This is a genomic window from Martelella sp. UBA3392, from assembly GCF_002358775.1.
GTDB lineage: Bacteria > Pseudomonadota > Alphaproteobacteria > Rhizobiales > Rhizobiaceae > Martelella > Martelella mediterranea.
The window spans coordinates 10,409-26,208 of the sequence record NZ_DEPM01000176.1 but is presented as its reverse complement, the minus strand read 5'-3'; the positions used below and the strand labels follow the sequence as shown (position 1 = coordinate 26,208).

18 protein-coding genes are annotated in these 15,800 nt (G+C 63.5%); 8 read left to right on the top strand and 10 right to left on the bottom strand.

All coding sequences use genetic code 11. The features are described 5' to 3' along the window. The first annotated feature begins 416 nt into the window (after nt 1–416). From B4E36_RS13685 to B4E36_RS13655, 7 genes are all read left to right on the top strand, one after another. A complete protein-coding gene (locus B4E36_RS13685; RefSeq protein WP_292051698.1) occupies nt 417–914 on the top strand; it encodes a prolyl-tRNA synthetase associated domain-containing protein in 498 nt (165 codons plus the stop codon). A 55-nt stretch (nt 915–969) separates the two neighbouring features. Next, nucleotides 970–1,944 carry a thioredoxin gene (gene trxA / locus B4E36_RS13680; protein ID WP_292051701.1) on the top strand — a complete coding sequence of 325 codons (975 nt, stop codon included), beginning with the start codon at nt 970–972 and terminating at the stop codon, nt 1,942–1,944. Between the two features lie 14 nt (nt 1,945–1,958). Further along, on the top strand, nt 1,959–2,624 hold the full coding sequence (locus tag B4E36_RS13675) for an LON peptidase substrate-binding domain-containing protein (RefSeq protein ID WP_292051703.1): 666 nt from the start codon (nt 1,959–1,961) through the stop codon (nt 2,622–2,624). A gap of 9 nt (nt 2,625–2,633) precedes the next feature. After that, nucleotides 2,634–2,822: a Trm112 family protein gene (locus B4E36_RS13670; protein WP_292051705.1), complete on the top strand. Its 189-nt coding sequence runs from the start codon at nt 2,634–2,636 to the stop codon at nt 2,820–2,822. A 254-nt stretch (nt 2,823–3,076) separates the two neighbouring features. Next, nucleotides 3,077–3,658, top strand: coding sequence for a hypothetical protein (locus B4E36_RS13665; RefSeq protein WP_292051706.1), 582 nt, complete (start codon nt 3,077–3,079; stop codon nt 3,656–3,658). Beyond that, on the top strand, nt 3,655–4,620 hold the full coding sequence (locus B4E36_RS13660) for a hypothetical protein (protein WP_345900467.1): 966 nt from the start codon (nt 3,655–3,657) through the stop codon (nt 4,618–4,620). Before B4E36_RS13665 ends, B4E36_RS13660 begins: the two co-directional genes overlap by 4 nt. Then, nucleotides 4,613–5,674, top strand: a complete 1,062-nt coding sequence (locus tag B4E36_RS13655; protein ID WP_292051710.1) for a hypothetical protein — start codon at nt 4,613–4,615, stop codon at nt 5,672–5,674. Before B4E36_RS13660 ends, B4E36_RS13655 begins: the two co-directional genes overlap by 8 nt. Nucleotides 5,675–5,680: 6 nt before the next feature. Here the strand turns inward: B4E36_RS13655 and B4E36_RS13650 are convergent, their stop codons facing one another. From B4E36_RS13650 to B4E36_RS13640, 3 genes are all read right to left on the bottom strand, one after another. Further along, on the bottom strand, nt 5,681–5,908 hold the full coding sequence (locus B4E36_RS13650) for a DUF3329 domain-containing protein (RefSeq protein WP_292051713.1): 228 nt from the start codon (nt 5,906–5,908) through the stop codon (nt 5,681–5,683). A gap of 155 nt (nt 5,909–6,063) precedes the next feature. Beyond that, nucleotides 6,064–7,101, bottom strand: a complete 1,038-nt coding sequence (locus B4E36_RS13645; RefSeq protein ID WP_292051715.1) for a DUF2793 domain-containing protein — start codon at nt 7,099–7,101, stop codon at nt 6,064–6,066. 224 nt (nt 7,102–7,325) lie between these two features. Next, a complete protein-coding gene (locus tag B4E36_RS13640; protein WP_292052231.1) occupies nt 7,326–8,864 on the bottom strand; it encodes a YifB family Mg chelatase-like AAA ATPase in 1,539 nt (512 codons plus the stop codon). Between the two features lie 163 nt (nt 8,865–9,027). Here B4E36_RS13640 and B4E36_RS13635 point away from each other — a divergent pair, with 163 nt between their 5' ends. Then, entirely contained in the window at nt 9,028–9,363 is a 336-nt protein-coding gene (locus B4E36_RS13635) for a TM2 domain-containing protein (RefSeq protein WP_292052233.1), read from the top strand. On the opposite strand, the gene gshB is transcribed toward B4E36_RS13635, so the two are convergent. The 7 genes from gshB to rsmI form a co-directional block, all read right to left on the bottom strand. Further along, entirely contained in the window at nt 9,358–10,311 is a 954-nt protein-coding gene (gene gshB / locus B4E36_RS13630; protein ID WP_292052235.1) for a glutathione synthase, read from the bottom strand. The genes B4E36_RS13635 and gshB overlap by 6 nt on opposite strands. A 77-nt stretch (nt 10,312–10,388) precedes the next feature. After that, a complete protein-coding gene (locus tag B4E36_RS13625) occupies nt 10,389–11,441 on the bottom strand; it encodes a sn-glycerol-3-phosphate import ATP-binding protein UgpC (RefSeq protein ID WP_292052236.1) in 1,053 nt (350 codons plus the stop codon). Between the two features lie 11 nt (nt 11,442–11,452). Beyond that, nucleotides 11,453–12,295, bottom strand: a complete 843-nt coding sequence (locus B4E36_RS13620) for an ABC transporter permease subunit (RefSeq protein WP_230721584.1) — start codon at nt 12,293–12,295, stop codon at nt 11,453–11,455. Nucleotides 12,296–12,305: 10 nt separating this feature from the next. Continuing rightward, the gene (locus B4E36_RS13615) at nt 12,306–13,187 is read right to left on the bottom strand and encodes an ABC transporter permease subunit (RefSeq protein WP_292052241.1); all 882 of its coding nucleotides are present in this window, start codon (nt 13,185–13,187) and stop codon (nt 12,306–12,308) included. A 312-nt stretch (nt 13,188–13,499) separates the two neighbouring features. After that, nucleotides 13,500–14,798: an extracellular solute-binding protein gene (locus tag B4E36_RS13610; RefSeq protein ID WP_412768647.1), complete on the bottom strand. Its 1,299-nt coding sequence runs from the start codon at nt 14,796–14,798 to the stop codon at nt 13,500–13,502. A 118-nt stretch (nt 14,799–14,916) separates the two neighbouring features. Next, nucleotides 14,917–15,279 (bottom strand): YraN family protein, encoded by a 363-nt coding sequence (locus B4E36_RS13605; protein ID WP_292052243.1) that lies wholly within the window; start codon nt 15,277–15,279, stop codon nt 14,917–14,919. Continuing rightward, nucleotides 15,272–15,800 (bottom strand): 16S rRNA (cytidine(1402)-2'-O)-methyltransferase (gene rsmI / locus B4E36_RS13600; protein ID WP_345900466.1); only part of this gene is annotated, 529 nt, incomplete at its 5' end. The genes rsmI and B4E36_RS13605, both read right to left, overlap by 8 nt.

Genomic DNA, 15,800 nt, shown 5'->3' with positions numbered 1-15,800 from the left:
GAAGGGATTCGAACCCTCGACCCCAACCTTGGCAAGGTTGTGCTCTACCCCTGAGCTACACCCGCTCATAAAACCCGGCCGGGGGTAGTTCTCAGGCCGGATATGTCGTCTCGGCGACGACGAGGGCGTATATGGCCCAAGCGGATTTCAAATGCAACAGAGAAATTACGGGAATGGCGCATTTTTTTGCTCGGTCGGCAAAAGCTCTGTATTTCAGTATTTTAGCCGAATAGCGGTACGCCTGCGAACATTGGCAAAGAGCATCGGCGTCTGCTGAATGAAGCGAGGAAGGCGGGCAAGTCGGGCTGCCGGGCCATTGGTGCGGCGACCATTGCCGCGTCAACCGGCGCGACGGAGTTGCATTGACCGCCGTTTGGTGTTGAAACAGGCGTCAATTCGAAACCGGAACGGCCCTGATGACCAAGACCTCCGACGACGTGTTCGCCTTTCTCGACGGACTCGGCATCTCCTACCAGAATCACGAGCATCGGCCGGTGTTCACCGTGGCCGAAGGCGATGACCTGCGCGAAAAGATCCCCGGCGGCCACACCAAGAACCTGTTCGTGAAGGACAAGAAGAGCCGCTATTTCCTGCTCACGGTGGAAGAGTACGCAACCGTCGACCTGAAGACGGTGCATACGCTGATCGGGGCGTCGGGACGGGTCTCCTTCGGCAGGCCGGACGCGTTGATGGATTATCTTGGGGTCGAGCCCGGCTCGGTGACGGCGCTCGGCGCCATCAATGATGATGAAGGCCAGGTCACGTTCATTCTCGATGAGAGCCTGATGGAGAACGAGATCATCAACTGCCATCCCTTGCGCAACACCGCCACGACCTCGATCGGGCGCGATGATTTGTTAAGCTTCGTCAGGGCAACCGGGCACGAGCCGGTTGTCTTGAAAGTGACGGTGTGACACACGATCTTAAATCCAACAGAGACGGGGCCTCGAAGGCCATACGGAGAGAGTGATGAGCGGATTTGACAACCCCTATGGTGGTTCCTTCGGCGGCCAGATGAATGTTTCGGCCGATGGCGCCGTGAATGGCGCCACGCCGCCCGGCGGGCTGATCAAGGACACGACCACCGCAGCATTCGGCAAGGATGTGATCGAGGAATCGAAGAACCAGCCGGTGCTGGTGGATTTCTGGGCGCCCTGGTGCGGCCCGTGCAAGCAGCTCGGTCCCGTGCTGGAAAAGGCGGTTACCGCCGCCGGCGGCAAGGTCAAGCTGGTGAAGATGAATATCGACGAGCACCCGTCGATCGCCGGCCAGCTCGGCATTCAGTCGATCCCGGCCGTCATCGCGTTTTCCGCGGGCCAGCCGGTGGATGGCTTCATGGGCGCGGTTCCGGAAAGCCAGGTCAATGAGTTCATCGCCAAGCTTTCCCAGAACAGCCCGTCCGAGCAGGACCGCAAGGCCGAGATCGCCGAGGCGCTGGACCAGGCCGAGCAGATGCTCGCAGATGGCAAGCTGCAGGAGGCCGGCCAGCTTTTCGCCGCGGTGATGCAGGCCGACCCGGAAAACCCCAAGGCGCTTGCCGGGATCGGGCGCTGCATGGTGGCCGCCGGCCAGCTCGACCGCGCCCGCCAGGTGCTGGAGCAGGTGCCGGAGGAGTTGCGCGAAGATGACGCCATCAAGGCGCTCGCCACCAAGATCGAGCAGATCGAGGAGGCGCGCAAGTTCGGCGACCCGTCGGCCCTGGAACATGCCTTGGCCCAGAACCCGGACGATCACGAGGCCCGCATGAAGCTCGCCAAGGTGCTGAATGCCGAAGGCAAGCGCGAGGCGGCGGCCGAGCAGCTTCTGATCATCATGCGCCGGGACCGCGAATTCGACGATGATGGCGCGCGCCGCCAGCTCATCGCGTTTTTCGAGGCCTGGGGGCCGAAGGATCCGGCGACGATTGCAGCCCGCCGCAGGCTTTCGACCATCCTTTTCTCGTAAGGGACCAGATCACCATGCAGGTTGGCAATGCCCGTTATCTGACCGCCAAGGATCTGCCGGAGAGCGCTCCGGTGTTTCCGCTGACGGGCGCGCTGTTGCTGCCGCATGGGCAATTGCCGCTCAACATTTTTGAACCGCGCTATCTCGCCATGGTCGATCATGCGATCGCGGGCAACCGGCTGATCGTCATGGCGCAGCCCGCCCGTCATGACGAGACGCTTTCGGTGACCGATGACACGCCGGTTTCCAATATCGGATGCCTCGGCCGGATCACCTCGTTCGCGGAGACCGGCGACGGGCGGTATCTGGTGGCGCTGGCCGGCATTTGCCGGGTGCGGTTGATCGATGAGGTGAAAACGACGCGGCCGTTCCGCAGCTTCACCATCGCGCCGTTCCTGGGCGATCTCAAAATCGAAGGGCAGGATGACGGCGTCGACCGGGCGGGCCTGATCCGGGCGTTTCGGGCCTATCTCGATTCCGAAGGGCTGGAAACCGAGTGGGATCATATCGAGCAGGCCAGCAATCTCACCCTCGTCAATTCGCTGTCGATGATGGCGCCCTTCGGCCCCGCCGAAAAACAGGCCTTGCTGGAAGCGCCCGATCTCAGAGCGCGGGCGGCGCTGTTCATCGCGATTATCGAATTCGCGCTTGCCGGCGATCCCGGCGATCGTCTGCAATAGGGGCGAACCATGATCGCCAGGGAAGCCGGGATCGATCCCAAAATGCTCGAACTTCTGATCTGCCCGCTGACCAAGGGCCGGCTTTCCTATGACGACGAACGTCAGGAGCTCGTTTCGGAGAAGGCGAAGCTCGCCTATCCCATCCGCGATGGCGTGCCGATCATGCTGGCCTCCGAGGCGCGTCCGCTTGACGACTGACGCCGCCCGATCGTCCCCACTTGCTGGCGGCAATCCGCTGATCTAGTCTTCGCTTTATTAACTGAATTTGCACGGCAAACCGGAAATGGTTTCATTCCGTAAAGATTTCCGGATTAACGTGCATCAAAGGCGCGGCGGCGCAGGCCTTGCGCGGGAACAGACAAGGAGCATGGCGCGGGGTGCCGGACTATGCTCCGGAAGCATCGGATTGCCCCCGTGGCGCGGCCGGGCGGGCGGTTCAGGACGGAGAACGGATGTCGCGTGTCATCATGCAATCGCCTGCCGGAGACGAGTTTTATCCGGTTCGGGTGGAGCGATCCTATTTCAAGCGCGGCGACGCAATCGTGGAGGGGGATCCGCTCTACGATCTGGCGACCGCCAATGGGCGGCAGTTGCGGGTCCGCGCAACCCATGGCGGCCGCGCGGTGTCGCCGCCCTTCGAGGCCGGCGATTTCCTGAACGCGCCGGAAAGCCTTCTCGAGATCGAAACCGGATTTCACCAGCGCGCGCGGCCAGACCCGCAGCCGGTCAAGGCGCCCGCGGTTCCCGCGTGGGATGATGATGTCGACGAAGAGGTCTGGGATGAAGCCGCGCAGCAACGGCCGAAGCGGGATCCGCGCAAGGTTCTGCTGTGGCTCGGCGGGGGCGTCATCGCCGCTCTGCTTGTCTGCGTGGCGGGCTGGTTCGCGCTGTCCTATATGCCGCTTGCGACAGACAGCGCGGAGACCGGCGGCTATTACGGCGCGCGCGCCGGGCTTCAGCCGCTCGGGGGCAAGCGCCGGCTTTTCGTGTCCGATGAACAGCAGGAAAGGTTCGAGCTATGGCTCGGTTCTTGACGTCTCTTCTCCTGGGATGGCTTGCGCTGTTGCCGCCGGCCGCTGCGGGCGCTGACGGCAATCGTCTGGTGGAGGCGCGGGGGCAGAGCTATAGCGCCAGCTTCACCGCGCCCACGGCGGATGAGCCTTCGACAAGCGTTCTCATCTGGGACGCGGACCTGCATATGGCGCTGGAGAATGACGCGCCGGTGCTGACCGCGCGCTTTCGCTATGAAATGGAAGACTGGCGTTATCTGTTGCCGACGTTCGGGCCGGGTGATGTGCAGGTCTGGTCGCCATCAGGCGAAACCGGCGCGCGATTGCCCGAGGAGGCGCCACGCATCCGGCCTTCGGGCATTGAGATGATGTTCCGGTTTTATGCGCCCGCGCAGAATTCCTATGTCGGCGTATCGCAGCGGATCGCGACCCCCGGCGCTCCGGGCGAATGGGTCGAGAGCCCGCCGTCGCGGCCCGGCTGGGACCGGACGTTTATCTGGCTGAGCGGCATCAACAAGGATGCGTGGCTGTCGCCGGAAACGGCGCGCTCTGTCTGGCAAAGCGAGCTTCGCCCCGAAGGGGTGGAGATCGTGCAAGCGGCGTGGTCGGCGGACGAGTTGACGGCGTTTCTGGCGGAAAACAATATGCGCAACCGCGCCGTGGCCGCCGCCGAAGCGGTCAACCGGCTGCTCGATGGCGTCGCGCGCAGTTTCGGTTATGAGGTGGCGGCGATGCGCGAGGACCCGCAACGCTATCTGGAGCCGGCCTTTCGCCGGGGCGTGCCGATCGCGCTTCTGCGCAAGCTCGAGCGGCTGCAAAACCTGCCGAACGGATTGAAGCAGGGCGATGCCGCCGCCTATGAACAGGCCCGCCGGGAAGCCGGCGCGATCATGGCCGCCATGGAAAGGGCGACCGATGCCGGCGAGAGGCGGAGCGCGGAACCGGGCGGGAACGGACAGTCAGCCGGGGAGGGCGTCGATGAGTAGGCGGACATTGCGGCAACGCGGATCTCTGTTCCTGAACGCGATTCTGGCAGCCTGTCTCCTGTCGTATGCTGCAGCCGCCGCAACCCATGTCGAAGGGGTGGATGGCAACGAGGGGCGGGATCGCAGCTTGGCGGCCATCGTCAGCGGCATCGACCGGGTGGTCTGCTCGGGCACGGTCATCGGTCCGCGCCATGTTCTAACGGCGGCGACCTGTGTGATCGATCCCGAAACCGGCGCGCCGTTCGAAGACCGCCAGATCATGCCGCGCATCGATCTCGATGACGGCTATATTCCCGCCGGGCGGCGCTTCGTTCAACGCGTCTATCTGCCCGCCGCCGACGCGCCCTTCGGTCCGGGCGCTTCGCTGAACGACCAGCCTGCCATCGTCGAAGTGAGGGAGGCGGACGGGCAGCCGGCCTTTTCCGAGGTCACCGCGGAGGCGGGCTTTCACTACGGCCATGCCGGCAATGACGAGGGGCTGAGCGTGGACTTCTATGACGCCGCGACCGGCGGGCAGATGGCGAGCGACGGCTGCGCGGCGCTTGCGATTGAGGCCGGGGATCTTATGCCGTTGAACTGCGCGCTGCCGGAGGGTGCCGCCGGCGCGGCCATCCGTTCGAGCTCCGGCATTGTCGGGATCTATCTCGGCCCCGGGCGCGGCCGCTATATCGGCAAGGCGGAGCAGGAGGGGATCGGCCGAATCATGACGGGGCTTCAGCCCGGCCAGTTCCGCGTGATGGAAGCCGGTTACGCGCCGTTCATTTCGTTCGTGCTGATGAATGGTTGCAATCAGCCGGTCAGCTATATCGCCCGCTATCGCGCGATCGAAGCGCGCAAGGACCTGCCATTCTCCACGGTGTCCGGAGAGATCGAGGGCGGGCGAAGCGCGATCCTGCCGCTCAAGACCGAAAACGGCGTGATTTATCTGCGCGGAACGGCCGATGGCGGCCGACTGGTCTGGGGCGGTGACCATCGCTTCGAAGGAGAAGGATATTTCAAGGTGGCGATCGCCGCCTGGGGCGACCATTTCCATACGCTGAACTGCGGCGAATAAAGCGCCTCACGCGTCGTCCTTGCCGCTGAAATAGTGCCGATCGGGCGAGAAGAAGAAGACATAGGCCATATAGGCGGCGGCGCCGCCGAACGGGATCGCCCAGAAGGGCGAACCGATAAACAGCTCGGCCACAGCCCAGCCAGCGGAGATCGCGACGGCCAGGATGCGCACCCAGAGCGGTTTCAGCGAAGGGTGTTTGAGATCGAAACTCTTCCGCCAGTCCATGCCCGCCATGATCGCCCTTTCTCCTGCGGATGCCCTTCCTGCAAAAGGGGGCTCCGCTCTTTCTGTCTGTCTCGCGCATGTCGCGGCGATTTCGCCCGTCCGCGACAAGCGGGTCTACAATGGATAGCCCTGATCGCGGCATGCATTCAAGCCGTTCGGGACAATCAGGTCAGAACCGCGATCACCTCGGTGGCGCCATATCCCAGATTGTAGGTCGCTGCTCCGGTGAAAGATAGCTGCGCATCGTCGCCGGCCGCAAAATAGGCGATTGCGGTGGACGAGAGCGTAACCTCGTCTCCCCCCGTCGCGCCGCCGCGCACGATCACCACGTTTTCCGAGGCGTTTTTTTGCAGAGTGACCGTAAACGGGCCGCTCGCGGTTGCCGAGATATTGAGGGTAACCGCGTAAAAGCCGCTGACCGGAAAGGACAGCTTTTCGCCGCCGCCGGCAACCGCCGCGCCGAGAGAGAACCCGCCCTCGCCGGTGTAAAGCGTGTCGAAGCCGAGCGCGGTTGGCGTGTCGATCAGCGTGGCGCCGACGGCGCGCGCGGCGCGCGCGAGCGGGCGTTCAGGCATGACGACCGCGCCGGAGGGGGAAACGCGCAGCGCCTCGAACCAGCTTGCGCCGTCCGGGCTGACCTTGATGGCAAAGCCGTCGGTGCCGGCGAGACCCATCTCGGCGCGGCCGGACCAGCCGGTCTGGAACAGCAGCGAGGCGGTGTCGCCGGGCGTCGCCTTGTTGATCTTGAGCTGGTGACCGGCCCCGGCATTGTTCAGCAGCGTTGCGGGAGAGGACACCGAAAGACGATTGGTGGCATCCGCCGCGGCATTGATGCCGACGGACGCGAAAGTTGCCTCATCGGGAGCCGGCGGCGTGACCCAGACCGCGCCGTCGAAGACGCGCCATTTCGCATCGGTGCCGAACCAAGCGGTCCAGCCGGCGGCTGGCGCTGCGAACTGCCAGAGGCCATCCTGATAGATCGCGATCTCCCCGGCATGGCCGGAGAACAGGCCGGTCGGGCTTTCGCCGACCAGATGGCAGTCGCCGTCTTCGGGCGTTTCCGGCGGGCTGTCGTCTTCTCCCTCAAGCGCGAGATGAACGACGGCGTCGAGACGCTGCAGCGCCTCGTTATGGGTAACGTGTTTTTGCGCCTGGGCGGGCATGATAAAGGGAAGGCCCAGCTTCGATGTTGCATCCGACATGAAAATCTCCTTCGCGGGCTGCGTTGTCACAAGCCTAGTCCCGCGCGGGATGCCGGGGAAAATGGTTGGTGCAGGGACGGTTAAGGAGAATGCTTCTTGAGCCGGGAGCCGGGAGCCGGGAGCCGGGAGCCGGGAGCCGGGAGCCGGGAGCCGGGACCACGTTCGCGCGGGTGTTTGGCAAGCCCGCATGTCTTGGGGACGCGGTCGAGCGCTGCGTTGACGCGTCAGGCGATGGCGCCGGTCCTCTCTGACGTCGCGACGCGATAGGCGATGGCCTCGCCGATATGCATGCGGCCAACCTGGGCCTTGCCGTCGAGATCGGCGATCGTGCGGGCGACCTTGAGGACGCGGTGATAGCCGCGGGCGGAGAACCGCATCTTCTCGGCCGCCTCGCGCAACAGGGCCAGCCCCGCGGCATCGGGTTCCGCGAGTTTCTCGATCAGGTTTGCCGCGCAGCGGGCGTTGACCGTGACCGCCTTCTCATCGAGCCCGGCAAAGCGCTCGCGCTGGGCATTGCGGGCGCGTTCCACCCTGCGCGCCACCGCGCTGCTCGCTTCGCCCGTCGATTTCGCGCCGATCAGGTCGATCGCGCTGACGGCGGGTACATCGATGCGGATATCGATCCGGTCCATCAGCGGGCCGGAAATGCGGGCCTGATAATCGGCGGCGCAGCGCGGGCCGCGCGCGCAGGAATGGCCGGGCTCTCCGGCCATGCCGCAGCGACACGGGTTCATCGCCGCGACCAACTGGAAGGCGGCAGGGTAGGAGACGCGGTGGTTGGCGCGTGCGATCACGCATTCGCCGGTCTCCAGCGGCTGGCGTAAGGCGTCGAGCACCTGCGGCGAGAATTCCGGGAACTCGTCGAGAAAAAGCACGCCGTGATGGGCAAGCGAGGCCTCGCCCGGCCGCGCTTTGATGCCGCCGCCGACCAGAGAGGCCATGCTTGCGGAATGATGCGGTGCGCGGAAGGGGCGGCGATCCGACAATTTGCCGCCGGCAAGCTTGCCGGCGATCGAGTGGACCATCGACATGTCGAGCAGTTCCTGCGGCAGAAGCGGCGGCAGGATCGAGGGCAGGCGGGCGGCGAGCATGGATTTTCCCGCTCCCGGAGGGCCAACCATCAACAGATTGTGCCCGCCGGCGGCTGCCACTTCGAGCGCGCGCTTGGCGCTTTCCTGTCCCTTGATATCGGCAAGGTCCGGCAGGTCGTGCGGTGCCGCGCGCACGGCCGGGTTTGGGCGTGACAGCACCTGTGTGCCCTTGAAATGATTAGCGATGCCGATCAGGCTCTTGGGGGCCAGAATGTCGATATCAGCACTTGCCCAGGCGGCTTCCGGGCCGCAATCGGCCGGGCAGATCAGGCCCTTGTCGAGTGCGTTGGCGGCGATGGCCGCGGGAAGCGCGCCTGCAACGGAGGCGATCGTGCCGTCAAGGTTCAGTTCGCCGATCACCACATAGCCCGCGAGCGCATCGGCTGGCACCGCCCCGAGCGCCGCCATCAGCCCGAGCGCGATCGCAAGGTCGAAATGCGAGCCCTCCTTCGGCAGGTCGGCCGGCGCGAGATTCACGGTGACCCGCTTTGGCGGAAGTGCCAAGCCCGTGGCATGCAGCGCCGCCTGCACCCGCTCCCGGCTTTCCGCCACCGCCTTGTCCGGCAGGCCGACGATCTGCATGCCGATCTTGCCCGGCGCGACCATGACCTGGACATCGACCGGAACGCCCTCGATCCCTTGAAACGCAACCGTATGAACGCGTGAAACCATGACCATCCCGCCCGCTTGCCTGTATCCTCAGGTTGCAAGGATTCCATAACTCGCGCTTACTTGCAAGAACAAAAAGAGAACTTTTATTTCTCCTTCGTGTTCAACGGGATAGACAGATCGCCCGCGCCGCAGTAAATCTCGGGTCGAAAGCAAAGAGGGTGCCATGGGACTGACGACCGAAGAGCGGATACTGATCGAGCAGCACGTGACCAACAGTGCCAAATCGCCAGCGGCTGCCTATCTGCTGTGGTTTTTCCTCGGCTGGGCCGGCATTCACCGGTTTTATCTCGGCCGCATGGGGTCGGGCCTTGCCATGCTTCTGCTTAACGTCATCGGCGGACTGACCGTCGTCTTCGTCGTCGGCTTTTTCCTGCTTGGCATCTGGGCGCTATGGTGGATCGTCGATCTGTTCCTGATCTCGGGCATGATCGACGCCCAGAAGAACGAGATCCGCGCGCGCCTCACGCAGCAGGCGCTGGCGGGCGAGAACAGATCATAGACCGCCGCGCTTCTTCTCGATCGCATCCCACATCAGGCTGGCAATATCGGCGCCGCCGAATTTCTTCACCTCGCGGATACCGGTCGGCGAGGTAACGTTGATTTCCGTCATGTAGTCGCCGATCACATCGATGCCGACGAGGATGAAGCCGCGCTCTTTCAGCGCAGGGCCGATGCGGGCGCAGATCTCCTTTTCGCGTTCGGTCAGGCCGGCGGCTTCCGCGCGGCCGCCGACATGCATGTTGGAGCGGCTGTCGGTCTCGGCCGGTACGCGGTTGATCGCCCCGGCGAATTCGCCGTCGACCAGGATGATGCGCTTGTCGCCCTTGCGCACGGCCGGCAGATAGGCCTGGGCGATATAGGGCTCGCGGAACATCTGCGCGAACATTTCCAGAAGCGAAGTGAAATTGCGGTCGTCGCGGGTGGAGTGGAACACGCCCGCGCCGCCATTGCCATAGAGCGGCTTCAGAATGATATCGCCCATTTCCTCGCGGAAACGGCGGATTTCGCCGACATCCTTGGTGATCAGGGTCGGCGGCATCAGGTCCGTGAACTCGGTGACGAAGATCTTTTCCGGCGAGTTGCGCACCCAGGCCGGGTCATTGACCACCAGCGTCTTCGGGTGGATGCGCTCCAGCAGATGGGTGGAGGTGATATAGGCCATGTCGAAGGGCGGGTCCTGCCTGAGCAGCACCACATCCATGGTCGAAAGGTCGATCCGCTCCGGCGCGCCGAGCGTGTAATGGTCGCCCTCGACATCGCGCAGCGTCATCGGCTCGACGGTCGCAAACACCTTGCCGTCGCGCAGGCTCAGTCGGTCGGGCGTGTAGTGGAACAGCTTGTAGCCCCGGTTCTGCGCCTCGAGGCTCATGGCAAAGGTCGAATCGCCGCCGATCTTGACGGTGGAGATATGGTCCATCTGGACGGCGACGTTCTTGATTGCGGCCATGAAAAGCGTGTCCCGGTTGGTTTGAGGCGACACGATATTTAGTCATCGCGCCGCCCCTTGGCAATCGCAGGCGTCGCTCAGGCGGCCGAAAGCCGCTTCCCGGTGGCGTGGTCGTAGAAATGCACCTTTTCCGGCAGCACCGCGAAGGTGAGTTCGTCGGCAAGCGGGATCTCCGGGGAGAGCGCTGCCGTCAGCCGCTCGCCGCCGGTCAGGCAATGGGCAAGCCGCGTGGCGCCGAGTTCCTCGACATAATCGAGCCGGGCCTTCAGGCCGGCGCCCGCCGTTGGCTGCAGGTCTTCCGGGCGGATGCCGACGGTGACCGGACCATCGGCGGGCGGAGCGCTGGAAAATTGCATGCTGTTGTCGCCGATCGTGAGTTGGCCTTGCGTCAGCTTTCCCTCGACCAGGTTCATCGCCGGCGAGCCGATGAAGTTGGCGACGAAGGTCGAGGCCGGCTTGTGGTAGACGTCGAGCGGCGTGCCGATCTGTTCGATCCTGCCGCCATTCAGCACCACCAGCCGATCGGCGAGCGTCATGGCTTCCAACTGGTCGTGGGTGACGTAGATCGAGGTCGTGCCGAGACGCTTCTGCAGATGCTTGATCTCGCCGCGCATGGAAACGCGCAGCTTGGCGTCGAGGTTGGAGAGCGGCTCGTCGAACAGGAAGGCTGCGGGCTTGCGCACGATCGCGCGGCCCATCGCCACGCGCTGGCGCTGGCCGCCGGAAAGCGCGCGCGGCTTGCGCTCCAGATAGGGCTCAAGCTCCAGCATGCGGGCGGCTTCCGCGACCCGCTCCGCGATTTCGGCCTTCGGCGTGCCGCGGTTCTTCAGGCCGTAGGCAAGGTTATTGTAGACCGTCATATGAGGGTAGAGCGCGTAATTCTGGAACACCATGGCGATATCGCGCTCGGCCGGGTCCATCCTGTTGACCACCTTGCCGGCGATCTTCACTTCGCCCTCGGTGATGGTCTCAAGGCCAGCCACCATGCGCAGAAGCGTGGACTTGCCGCAGCCGGACGGGCCGACCAGCACGATGAACTCGCCATCGGCGATCGCGATATCGACGCTGTCAACGGCGCGCTGATCGCCGGAATAGATCTTGGAAACCTTCGAGATTTCGATTGCGGACATCGTTGTTGTTCCTATTTGTCGCTTTCGGTCAGGCCCTTGATGAACCAGCTCTGGAAAATCACCACCATCAGCACGGGCGGCAGCATGGCGAGCACGGCAAGGGCGAAGGCCTGATTATATTCGGGGATCTGGGAACCGACCCAGACGAGCAGGATCTGCTTGATGCCGCGCACCAGCGTGTAGAAGCTCTCGTCATTGGTCATGATCATCGGCCAGAGATACTGGTTCCAGCCATAGACGAACATGATGATGAAGATCGCGGCGATCATTGTCTTCGACAGCGGCACCAGAATGTCGATGAAGAACTTGAACGGCCCGGCGCCGTCGATGCGGGCGGCCTCCAGCAGTTCGTCGGGCACCGATTTGAAGAACTGGCGGAAGAAGAACGTGCCGGTGGCCGATGCCAGGAGCGGTACGATCAGGCCGGTATAGGTGTTGATCAGCCCAAGCTTGGTCATCACGTCGTAGGAGGGCAGGATGCGCACTTCCAGCGGCAACAGCAGCGTGGTGAAGATCATCCAGAAGAACAGCGTCGAAAACCGCGAGCGGAAATAGACCAGCCCATAGGCGGCCAGCATCGACAGCACGATCTTGCCGACGGCGAAGCCGACGCCGAGGATGAACGAATTCATCACCATGCGCGCGCCGGTCACCTCGCCGGTGAAGCCGCCCTTGCGGGTCAGCAACTCCTTGTAGGTCTCGACGAAATCGCCGCCCCAGCTCACCTGCAGGCCGTTGATATGGACATCGATCGCCGTGTGGGTGGAGGTCATGAAGGCCACGAACACCGGGCCGATCATGAAGAATACGCCGAACAGCAGGATGATGTGATCGATCAGTTTTGTTCTGTGCATGGCGCTTTCCTCAATTGTAGTGGACGCGCCGCTCGATGAAGCGGAACTGGAAGAAGGTAAGCGCCAGGACGATGATCATCAGGATGACCGATTGCGCCGCCGAGCCGCCGATGTCATTGCCGCGGAAGCCGTCCATATAGACCTTGTAGACCAGCGTGATCGGGTTGTTGGCGGCCTTGTCCTTCACGATCACGTCGATGATGCCGAACGTGTCGAACAGCGAATAGGTCATGTTGATGATCAGCAGGAAGAAGGCGGTCGGGGCCAGAAGCGGCAGCGTCACCGTCCAGAACCGGCCGAGGCGCGAGCGGTTGTCGATCGCAGCCGCCTCGCGCACCGAGACCGGGATCGACTGCAGGCCCGACAGGAAGAAGATGAAATTATACGGGATCTGCTTCCACACGGCGACGGTGATCATCGCGAAGGCGGTGTCGAAATAGTTGATCCCGACCTTCATGTCCCAGCCGAACCAGGACGCCATTTTGACGAACGGGCCGATATGCTGGTCGAAGAACATCATGCCGAGCAGGCCCGCAACCGGCGGGGCGATCGCATAGACCGAGATCAGCAGCGTCTTGTAGCTGCTCGACCCGCGGATCACGTCATCGGACTTGGAAGCAAGCAACAGCCCGAGGGTCAGCGACAGGAAGGTGACGATGATGGTGAAGATCACCGTGAACCGCGCGACCTGCAGATAATAGGAGGATGTCAGAGCGACGACGTAATTGTCGAAGCCGACGAAGGTCTCGCCGAAACCGAAGGGGTCCTCCAGAAAGAAGGACGAACGGATCGCCTGCGCCGACGGCCAGTAGAAGAAGATCACGATGATCGCCATCTGCGGCAGCACGAAAAGATAGGGCAGCAGGGCCGAATTGAACTGGACGCGCTTCATTTTCTGTTTCCTGTTGCGGTCGGGGCGACGAACCCGCCTATGCCGCATGGCCCCCAAGTCTTCTCGCCCCGGAGGGGAGAGCGACAGTGAGGGGGGAGACCCACCCCGCGAACGCCCTCACGATTGGAAAGGCTGCATCACCCTCACTGCCCCTTTCGGGGCATCTCTCCCGCAAGCGGGAGAGAGTATTGGGAGCAAGTTCCATCATGCGGAGCAAACGCGACCGCCGTTTGCGACGGGGATTGCATTTGGCAAATACGCCAAAATCCGGGGGCGTTAACCCCCGGATCGGCAATTTTCGTGTGCGGCGCCTTAGTTGCCGGCGGTCTTGGCGAAGCGGGCGAGAAGGGCGTTACCTTCCTGCTCGATCGTTGCCATCGCGTCCTGAACCGAGGTCTCGCCCGCGAAGATCTTGTTGTATTCGCGTTCCATCACTTCGCGGATCTGCGGGTAGAAGCCCATGCGGTAGCCCTTGGACCATTCGCCGCCCGGCAGCGAAAGCTGCTGGATGCCGACTTCGGCAACCGGCTGCTCTTCGTACCAGCCATCTTCCTTTGCCAGTTCATAGGCCGCGGTGGTGACCGGCACATAGCCGGTGGACTTGTGATAGAAGTACTGGATTTCCGGCGAGGTCAGGAACTGGAAGAAGTCGGCCGTGCACTTGTTCTCGTCGTCGGACTTGCCGGAGAGCGCGAAGAGCGCGGCGCCGCCGATGAAGGAATTGGTGCCGGCGCCGTCGATCGAACCCCAATAGGGCAGGAAGGTCGCCGAGAACGGCATCTGGGCCGTGCTCTGCAGGCCGCCGAACGAACCGGAGGAACCGATCCAGAGTGCAACCTTGTTTTCCTCGAACGGCTTCTGGTTATCGGACCAGCCGGCGCCGTAATAGCCGAAATAGCCGTTGTCGTACCAGTCCTTGAGCTTTTCGTACATCATGACGTGCTCGGGCGTGTTCACCAGGATCTCGGTGCCCTCGACGCTGTCATAACCATTGTTGTTGGTCGCGAACTGGAGATTGTTGCGCGAGAAGAAGTTCTCGGTCATTTCCCAGGTGAGCTGCGACTGGACGAGCGGAACGTAGCCGGCGTCCTTCAGGGCAGGCGCGATTTCCTCGAACTCTTCCCAGGTCTTCGGCGGCTCGACGCCGGCCTTTTCGAAGGCTTCGGTGTTGATGTACATGATCGGCGCCGACGAGTTGAACGGCATGCCGACGAATTTGCCGTCGCTGTCGGCGTAGAAGTAGCGCACGCCTTCGATGAAGTCTTCGCGGTTGAAGGTGTAGCCAGCGTCGTTGATCAGGTCTTCGGCCGGAACGGCAGCGCCCTTGGCGTTGATGATGGTGGCGGCACCTGCGTCGAACACCTGGAGAATGTTCGGCTGCTCGCCCGAACGGAAGGCGGCGATGCCGGCGGCGAGCGCTTCTTCATAAGTGCCCTTGGAAACCGGCGTCAGCGTGCAGGCGTCCTGCGATGCGTTGAACTTCTCGGCGATCTGGTTGATGACTTCCTGGTTCTTGCCGCCCATGCCGTGCCACCAGGTGATGTCGGTGGCGGCGAAAGCGGTCGACGTGGAAAGGCCGGCGGCGAGCGCGGCCAGAACAAATTTCTTCATGATCAAATTCCCCGGTTCTCAAAATCATCGATAGCGATGATTACCGGGGAGGTAGCCTTGCTGCGTGACGGGCAGACGACGGTTTTGTTGCAGAATTGTAAAAGCGCGAGGCTCGGGGTCAGAACGCGTCGGGAAAATGGCGCGGAAGGCGGCCCGGCAGGCAGGCGACGATGTCGTAGCGCTGCGACAGGCGGTGAAAATCGGGCTGGCGTGCTAGCCAGATATCCGAGGCCGCGCGGATGCGGCGCATGGCGGATGGCGTCACGGCGTCGATCGCCACCTGCGCCTCGCGCCGCGCCTTGACCTCGATGAACACGGCGAGATCGCCCTTGCGGGCAATGATGTCGATCTCGCCGGCATGGGTCTTGTAGCGGGTGGCGACGACGCGATAGCCCTTCAGACGCAGATAGATCACGGCCAGCCATTCGGCGCGATGTCCGCGCCGTTCGGCCTTGCGGCGGGCTGTCGGCGCGTCAGCCATCTTTCAGCGCCAGAAGCTGCTGGTAGAGTTCCTTGCGGGGCAGGCCGGTTTCCTTCGCGGCCTGGGCCGCCGCTTTCGCCGCCGGCATTTCGGCCGCGAGTTTTTTCAACAGCGCAGTCACATCGCCGGCATCCGGGGTGGCCCCGGCAAGCGGCGGGCCGATCAGCAGCACGATTTCGCCCTTGACGGTCTCGTCGCGATAAAGGTCCGCCAGTTCGGCAAGCGAGCCGCGGCGGAAGGTCTCGTGGGTCTTGGTCAGTTCGCGGCAGACGGCGGCCGGCCGCTCGCCGCCCAGCACCTCTGCGGCTGCCTCCAGCGTGGCGGCGATTCGATGCGGGGATTCGAAGAGGGCAAGCGTTGCCGGCACGTCGGAAAGCTCCGCCAAGCGGTCGCGTCGCGCCTTGTCCTTGCCCGGCAGGAAGCCCGCGAACAGGAAGGCATCGCTCGGCAGGCCGGCGCCGACGAGCGCGGCAAGCGGCGCGGATGCGCCGGGGATCGGCACTACCTTGATATCGGCGGCA